At 57.1% G+C, this 6,339-nt stretch carries 6 protein-coding genes; all 6 read left to right on the forward strand.

All coding sequences use genetic code 11. The features are described from left to right. The first annotated feature begins 149 nt into the window (after positions 1-149). The 6 genes from CER19_RS27640 (at position 150) to msrQ (ending at position 6,130) form a co-directional block, all read left to right on the forward strand. A complete protein-coding gene (locus CER19_RS27640) occupies positions 150-1,874 on the forward strand; it encodes an acetolactate synthase 3 large subunit (RefSeq protein WP_116668695.1) in 1,725 nt (574 codons plus the stop codon). A 2-nt stretch (positions 1,875-1,876) separates the two neighbouring features. Further along, positions 1,877-2,368, forward strand: coding sequence for an acetolactate synthase small subunit (ilvN, locus tag CER19_RS27645; RefSeq protein ID WP_003176102.1), 492 nt, complete (start codon positions 1,877-1,879; stop codon positions 2,366-2,368). 46 nt (positions 2,369-2,414) lie between these two features. Then, positions 2,415-3,431 (forward strand): ketol-acid reductoisomerase, encoded by a 1,017-nt coding sequence (gene ilvC / locus CER19_RS27650; RefSeq protein WP_003194132.1) that lies wholly within the window; start codon positions 2,415-2,417, stop codon positions 3,429-3,431. Positions 3,432-3,575: 144 nt separating this feature from the next. Continuing rightward, entirely contained in the window at positions 3,576-4,433 is an 858-nt protein-coding gene (gene pssA, locus CER19_RS27655) for a CDP-diacylglycerol--serine O-phosphatidyltransferase (protein WP_003194131.1), read from the forward strand. Positions 4,434-4,496: 63 nt separating this feature from the next. Beyond that, positions 4,497-5,510 (forward strand): protein-methionine-sulfoxide reductase catalytic subunit MsrP, encoded by a 1,014-nt coding sequence (gene msrP, locus CER19_RS27660; protein WP_116668693.1) that lies wholly within the window; start codon positions 4,497-4,499, stop codon positions 5,508-5,510. Continuing rightward, on the forward strand, positions 5,510-6,130 hold the full coding sequence (gene msrQ, locus CER19_RS27665) for a protein-methionine-sulfoxide reductase heme-binding subunit MsrQ (RefSeq protein ID WP_116668694.1): 621 nt from the start codon (positions 5,510-5,512) through the stop codon (positions 6,128-6,130). Before msrP ends, msrQ begins: the two co-directional genes overlap by 1 nt. The last annotated feature ends 209 nt before the right edge of the window (positions 6,131-6,339 follow it).

Below are 6,339 nucleotides of genomic sequence, written 5' to 3' on the forward strand. Positions count from 1 at the left end.
CCGCAACACTTGGGACGATCCCAATACTTGCTCAGTCAGTGCTGACGTAGTCGGCGACCACCGTCGCTCATGCTCTGTTGAGAAGTAAACCTATTAAGACCCGTCGGTTTTTTAACGGACGGTATTCTGGCGTTTTAGAGGTGAACAACGTGGAGCTTTTATCTGGCGGTGAGATGCTCGTCCGCTTTTTGCGTGACGAAGGCGTCGACTATATCTACGGGTACCCAGGTGGTGCTCTGCTGCATGTCTACGACGCACTGTTCAAGGAACCGGCTGTTACCCACATCCTGGTTCGCCACGAACAGGCCGCGACCCATATGGCTGACGGTTACGCCCGTGCCACCGGTAAAGCCGGCGTGGTACTGGTAACGTCCGGCCCAGGCGCAACCAATGCCATTACCGGCATCGCGACTGCCTATATGGACTCCATTCCGATGGTGATCATCTCTGGCCAGGTGCCTAGCACCATGGTCGGCACCGATGCATTCCAGGAAACCGACATGATCGGTATTTCCCGGCCGATCGTGAAACACAGCTTCATGATCAAGCATCCCTCGGAAATCCCGGATGTCATGAAAAAGGCGTTCTACCTCGCCCAGTCCGGTCGCCCGGGCCCGGTAGTGGTCGATATCCCGAAAGACATGACCAACCCGGCCGAGAAGTTCGAATACGTCTTCCCGAAAAAAGCCAAGCTGCGTTCCTACAGCCCAGCCGTGCGTGGGCACTCGGGGCAAATCCGCAAGGCAGCAGAAATGCTCCTGGCGGCCAAGCGTCCTGTGCTCTACTCCGGCGGTGGCGTGATTCTGGGTGGCGGTTCCGCTCCGTTGACCGAACTGGCCAAGTTGCTCAACCTGCCGGTGACCAACACCCTGATGGGCCTCGGCGCATTCCCGGGTACGGACCGCCAGTTCGTCGGTATGCTCGGCATGCACGGCAGCTACACTGCCAACCTGACCATGCACCACGCTGACGTGATCCTGGCCGTGGGCGCGCGGTTCGATGACCGTGTGATCAACGGCGCGAGCAAGTTCTGCCCGAATGCCAAGATCATCCACATCGACATCGACCCGGCGTCCATCTCCAAGACCATCAAGGCCGATGTGCCAATCGTGGGTCCTGTAGAGAGCGTATTGACCGAAATGGTCGCTGCACTCAAGGACATCGGCGAAACGCCGAACAAGGAATCCGTTGCCAGCTGGTGGAAGCAGATCGACGAATGGCGCGGTGATCGCGGCCTGTTCCCTTACGACAAGGGCGACGGCAGCATCATCAAGCCGCAAACCGTGATCGAAACCCTGTGCGAAGTGACCAAGGGCGACGCCTTTGTGACCTCCGACGTAGGCCAGCACCAGATGTTCGCGGCGCAGTACTACAAGTTCGACAAGCCTAACCGCTGGATCAACTCCGGTGGCCTGGGCACGATGGGCTTTGGTTTTCCTGCGGCCATGGGTGTGAAGCTGAGCTTCCCGGATGCCGACGTTGCCTGTGTGACGGGCGAAGGCAGTATCCAGATGAACATCCAGGAACTGTCGACGTGCCTGCAGTACGGCCTTCCGGTGAAGATCGTCTGCTTGAACAACGGCGTACTGGGCATGGTTCGTCAGTGGCAGGACATGAGCTACGGTAGCCGTCACTCCCATTCCTACATGGAATCGTTGCCAGACTTCGTCAAATTGGTTGAGGCCTATGGCCACGTCGGCATTCGCATCAACGATCTGAAAGATCTGAAGCCGAAAATGGAAGAGGCGTTCGCCATGAAGGACCGCCTGGTGTTCATCGATATTCAGGTGGATACCAGCGAGCACGTCTACCCGATGCAGATCAAAGACGGCTCTATGCGCGACATGTGGCTGAACAAGACGGAGCGTACTTAATCATGCGGCATATTATCTCCCTGCTTCTGGAGAACGAACCCGGCGCTCTGTCTCGTGTTGTCGGCCTGTTTTCGCAACGCAACTACAACATCGAAAGCCTGACCGTGGCCCCGACCGAAGACCCGACCCTGTCGCGCCTGACGTTGACCACCGTAGGCCACGATGAGGTGATCGAGCAGATCACCAAGAACCTCAACAAGCTGATCGAAGTGGTCAAGCTGGTCGACTTGTCGGAAAGCGCTCACATCGAGCGCGAGCTGATGCTTGTTAAAGTCAAGGCGACTGGGGCGCAGCGTGCCGAGATCAAGCGCACTACCGATATTTATCGCGGGCAGATCGTCGATGTGAGCGCCAGCGTTTATACCGTTCAACTGACCGGTACCAGCGACAAACTGGACAGCTTCATCCAGTCGATCGGGACGGCCTCGATTCTGGAAACCGTACGCAGTGGTGTCACCGGGATTGCCCGTGGCGACAAAGTACTCAGCATCTAACCCAATTAGCGAATGGCCTTACGGCCTGGATATATAGAGGAACCTCATGAAAGTTTATTACGATAAAGATTGTGACCTGTCGATCATCCAGGGCAAGAAAGTCGCCATCATCGGCTACGGTTCCCAGGGCCACGCCCAAGCGTGCAACCTGAAAGACTCCGGCGTTGACGTCACCGTTGGCCTGCGCAAAGGTTCGGCCACTGTCGCCAAGGCTGAAGCCCATGGCCTGAAAGTGACTGACGTTGCTTCTGCTGTCGCGGCTGCCGACCTGGTCATGATTCTGACCCCGGACGAGTTCCAGTCCTCGCTGTACAAGAATGAAATCGAGCCGAACATCAAGAAGGGCGCCACCCTGGCCTTCTCCCACGGTTTCGCGATTCACTACAACCAGGTTGTGCCACGCGCTGACCTCGACGTGATCATGATCGCGCCGAAGGCACCGGGCCACACCGTGCGTTCCGAGTTCGTCAAAGGCGGCGGTATCCCTGACCTGATCGCGATCTACCAGGACGCGTCGGGCAACGCCAAGAACGTTGCACTGTCCTACGCTGCTGGCGTGGGTGGCGGTCGTACCGGCATCATCGAAACCACCTTCAAGGACGAGACCGAAACCGACCTGTTCGGTGAGCAAGCCGTTCTGTGCGGCGGTACCGTTGAGCTGGTAAAAGCTGGTTTCGAAACCCTGGTTGAAGCTGGCTACGCGCCGGAAATGGCCTACTTCGAATGCCTGCACGAACTGAAGCTGATCGTTGACCTCATGTATGAAGGCGGTATCGCCAACATGAACTACTCGATCTCCAACAACGCCGAATACGGCGAGTACGTGACCGGCCCGGAAGTGATCAACGCCGAGTCCCGCCAGGCCATGCGCAACGCCCTGAAACGTATTCAGGACGGCGAATACGCCAAAATGTTCATCAGCGAAGGCGCTACCGGCTACCCTTCGATGACCGCCAAGCGTCGTAACAACGCCGCTCACGGTATCGAAGTCATCGGCGAGCAACTGCGCTCCATGATGCCGTGGATCGGTGCCAACAAGATCGTCGACAAAGCCAAGAACTAAGTCGTACGCATCAAGGGAAAACGCGGCTTAGGCCGCGTTTTTTCGTTTGGAGGGCCGGTTCTGGTATAAAGCTGCATCGTTTGCAGGCGAACACTCGCCGCAAGTACCTGTCGAATTTTTTCACACCGTTGCAAGGTAAAGTCCATGAGCGAACGTCCCGAAGAGCCACATCAGGCTTCCGACGCCGAAAGCATGCTGCCGATCGATGAACATGTCGAAGAAGGGCATGACGCCGAAGGCCGCAAGGTCCGGCATCGTGGCATCTATCTGCTGCCCAACCTGTTCACCACGGCGAACCTGTTCGCCGGCTTCTACTCCATCATCAACTCCATGAGTGCCCAGAGTGCGCTAGCGGCGGGTGATGCGGCGAGTGCCAGCAAATACTTCGGATTTGCCGCTATCGCAATCTTCGTCGCCATGGTGCTCGACGGCCTGGATGGGCGTGTCGCGCGCATGACCAATACCCAAAGTGCCTTCGGCGCCGAGTACGACTCGTTGTCGGACATGGTTGCCTTTGGTGTCGCCCCCGCACTGCTGGCGTTTGCCTGGGCACTGGGTGACATGGGCAAGGTCGGTTGGATGGTTGCCTTCATCTATGTCGCGGGTGCCGCTTTGCGCCTGGCGCGCTTCAACACCCAGGTGGGGACTGCCGACAAGCGTTACTTCATTGGCCTTGCCAGCCCGGCAGCGGCGGGTGTTGTCGCGGGTATTGTCTGGGCGTTCAGTGACTACGGGATTCAGGGGTCGAAGATGTCGTTCCTGGTTGCCCTGATGGTGGCGGCGGCCGGCATGCTGATGGTCAGCAACATCAAGTACAACAGCTTTAAGGAATTTGACCTCAAGGGCCGCGTGCCTTTCGTGGCCATCCTTGTCGTGGTGCTGGTGTTCGCGGTCGTGTTCAGTGATCCGCCGCGTATCCTGCTGCTGGCGTTCCTGGCCTACGCTGCTTCTGGCCCGATTCAGTACTTGTTGCGACTGCGTCGGGACAAAACATTGCCTTAATGTAATTTCCCCCATACTCCGCAGTCTATTGGTGCATCAGTTCTCCAACGCTGCGGAGTTACCATGTTAATCAAATTACCCAAAGCGTCCGATTGTCACGAATCGGATGTCACGCCTGAATCCTTCTATCTCTCTCGCCGCAGCCTGCTCGCCGGTGCGCTTGCCGGTATTGCCGCCAGCAGCTTGCCGCGTTGGGCCAGTGCGAGCGATGCTTCGCGGTATGCCGACGTCGAGCCGGGCAGGGCGCCTGACTGGTTTACGGAAAAACTTCCGAATACGAAGTGGCAGGCGGTGACGGTCAAAGATGAGGCCATCACGCCATTCAAGGATGCAACTCACTACAACAACTTCTATGAGTTCGGCACAGGCAAGGGCGACCCGGCAACGAATGCGGGCTCACTCAAGACGCAGCCCTGGAGTGTGGTGATTGATGGTGAAGTCGCAAAACCTGGGCGCTATGCCCTGGAGGACTTCATGAAACCCTATGAGCTGGAAGAGCGCATCTACCGCCTGCGTTGCGTCGAGGCATGGTCCATGGTGATTCCGTGGATAGGCTTTCCCATCTCGGCGTTGCTCAAGCAGGTCGAGCCAACCTCTAAAGCCAAGTACATCCGTTTTGAAACCCTTCAGGATCCCAAGAGCATGCCTGGGCAACGCTCAAGTTTCGGCTTGATCGATTGGCCTTATGTGGAAGGGCTGCGCCTGGATGAGGCGATGAATCCGTTGGCGATCCTCGCTGTGGGCATGTATGGACGGGAGTTGCCTAACCAGAACGGCGCGCCGTTGCGCTTGGTGGTGCCGTGGAAGTATGGCTTCAAGAGTGTGAAGTCCATCGTGCGTATCAGTCTGGTCAGTGAGCAGCCGAAAACGACCTGGCAGAGTATTGCCGCTGATGAGTATGGGTTTTATGCGAATGTGAATCCTACGGTCGATCACCCGCGCTGGACCCAGGCACGGGAGCGCCGTCTGCCGAGCGGCCTGTTTAGTCCGAATGTGCGCGAGACGCAGATGTTCAATGGCTATTCGGATGAGGTCGCTTCTTTATATGCAGGCCTCGATTTGCGGAAGAACTACTGATGCGCTATCCCATCTGGCGCATCGGCGTGTTTGTAGCCGCAGCAGTGTGGCCATTGCTCTGGTTGTATGAAGCGTGGAATTCTGCGCTGGGGCCTGATCCAGGTAAGGTGCTCGTCGATCGCCTGGGTTTGGGGACGCTCATTCTATTGCTGATCACGCTTGCCATGACGCCGCTGCAGAAGTTGAGCGGTTGGGCGGGGTGGATAGCGGTGCGTCGACAGTTGGGGCTGTGGTGCTTTGCTTATGTTGTGCTGCACCTGGCGGCCTATTGCGTGTTTGTCCTGGGGCTGGATTGGTCGCAGCTCGGCGTAGAGTTGAGCAAGCGGCCCTACATCATTGTGGGTGCGCTGGGGTTTGTTGCTCTTCTTATGTTGGCCGTCACGTCGAACCGCTATAGCCAGCGTCGGTTGGGGAGTCGCTGGAAGAAGCTGCATCGTCTGGTCTATGTGATTCTTGGGCTCGGTTTGCTGCACATGCTATGGATAGTGCGGGCGGATCTGAAGGAGTGGGCTATCTACGCTTCTGTAGGTGCGCTACTTCTGTTGATGCGGGTGCCGCCGGTAATGCGTCGAATCCCTCGCCTTATTGCTAAAAAAGCGCCTTCTGCAACAAAAGCGTAATTAAGCCTTGACGGCAGATTCTGGAAGCCTATAATTCGCCCCACTTCCGGCGCAGTCGAAACGGAAAACTCCTTGGTAAACAATGAGTTACGAAGTTTCTGGCAGCAAGCTGCTTCAGTTCATCGAAGCCAAAAGGAAGTTGAAAAAGAGGTGTTGACAGCAGCGTGTAACGCTGTAGAATTCGCCTCCCGCTTACGAGAGATCGCAAG

This window comes from Pseudomonas sp. GL93 (assembly GCF_003408955.1).
In the GTDB taxonomy this organism is placed as follows: Bacteria; Pseudomonadota; Gammaproteobacteria; order Pseudomonadales; family Pseudomonadaceae; genus Aquipseudomonas; species Aquipseudomonas paracarnis.

Coding starts and splice junctions, on each gene's coding strand:
- ilvN (WP_003176102.1), top strand. CDS start 1,877: ATGCGGCATATTATCTCCCTGCTTCTGGAGAACGAACCCGGCGCTCTG.
- ilvC (WP_003194132.1), top strand. CDS start 2,415: ATGAAAGTTTATTACGATAAAGATTGTGACCTGTCGATCATCCAGGGC.
- pssA (WP_003194131.1), top strand. CDS start 3,576: ATGAGCGAACGTCCCGAAGAGCCACATCAGGCTTCCGACGCCGAAAGC.
- msrP (WP_116668693.1), top strand. CDS start 4,497: ATGTTAATCAAATTACCCAAAGCGTCCGATTGTCACGAATCGGATGTC.
- msrQ (WP_116668694.1), top strand. CDS start 5,510: ATGCGCTATCCCATCTGGCGCATCGGCGTGTTTGTAGCCGCAGCAGTG.